The sequence below is a fragment of the Mycobacterium sp. IS-836 genome (assembly GCF_001954275.1).
Taxonomy (GTDB): Bacteria; Actinomycetota; Actinomycetes; order Mycobacteriales; family Mycobacteriaceae; genus Mycobacterium.
Genome location: NZ_MBEU01000045.1, coordinates 1 through 1,240, shown reverse-complemented (window position 1 = coordinate 1,240; position 1,240 = coordinate 1). Strand labels below are relative to the sequence as shown.

1 protein-coding gene is annotated in these 1,240 nt (G+C 67.2%); it reads left to right on the top strand.

Annotation, left to right across the window (positions count from 1 at the left end; all coding sequences use genetic code 11):
- Nucleotides 1–1,240, top strand: a 1,240-nt coding sequence (locus tag A5747_RS13160) for a condensation domain-containing protein (RefSeq protein WP_233148037.1), incomplete at both ends; no start/stop codon positions are given.

The following is a 1,240-nucleotide window of genomic DNA, read 5'->3' as shown; positions in this document are numbered from 1 at the left end:
CCGTTGCGGGCACGGCTTTTCCGGGTCGGCGCGGATGAGCATGTGTTGGTGGCGGTGGTGCACCATATCGCGGCCGACGGCTGGTCGATCACCCCGCTGGTGACCGATCTCGGGATGGCGTATGCCAGCCGGTGTGCGGGTCAAGGCCCGGGGTGGGCGCCGTTGCCGGTGCAGTATGTCGACTACACGCTGTGGCAGCGGGCCCAATTCGGTGACCTCGAGGACCGGGATAGCCGCATCGGCGAGCAGCTCGCGTATTGGGAAGACGCCCTGGCCGGCATGCCCGAGCGCCTGGCCTTACCCACGGACCGGCCCTACCCGCGGATCGCCGATCAGCGCGGCGCCCGCGTCGAGGTGGAGTGGCCCGCGCAGCTGCAGCAGCGAGTGCGCGAACTCGCCAGCGAGCACAATGCGACCAGTTTCATGGTCGTGCAGGCGGCACTGGCGGTGTTGTTGGGCAAGCTCAGCGCCAGTAACGATGTGGCCGTGGGCTTCCCGATCGCCGGGCGGCGTGACCCGGCGCTCGACGGGCTGATCGGATTCTTCGTCAACACCTTGGTGTTACGTGTGGATCTGGCCGGCGATCCCAGTGTGGCGGAGTTGCTCGCGCAGGTGCGCCGGCGGAGCCTGGCCGCTTATGAGCATCAGGACGTGCCGTTTGAGGTGCTTGTGGAGCGGCTCAACCCGATCCGAAGCCTGGCTCATCACCCGCTGGTGCAGGTGATGCTGGCCTGGCAGAACCTGCCCGGACACCTCAGCGAGCCCGCCGCCGGGTTCGCGTTGGGCGATTTAGAGGTCTCCGAGTTGCCGGTGGATACCCACACCGCCCGCACCGATCTGTCGTTGTCGTTGGCGGAACGCTGGACCGACGATGGTGAGCCCGCCGGGATCGCGGGGTCGGTGGAATTTCGCACCGACGTGTTCGACACCCCCACCATCCAGACCCTGATCGGACGCTTGCAGCGGGTCGTGGAGTCATTGACCGCCGAACCCACCCAGCGGTTGTCGTCGATGGAGGTGCTCGATGCTGCGGAGCGCGCCCGGCTCGACGAGATCGGTAACCGAAGGACGCTGACCCAGCCCGCATCCGCGCCGGCATCGATCCCAACATTGTTCGGCGCGCAAGTCGTGCGCGCACCCGAATCGGTGGCGGTGAGCTTCGAGGGCCGCACCCTGACCTATCGACAACTCGATGTGGCGGCGAATCGGTTGGCGCAGTTGCTGATCGGGTGTGGTGTGG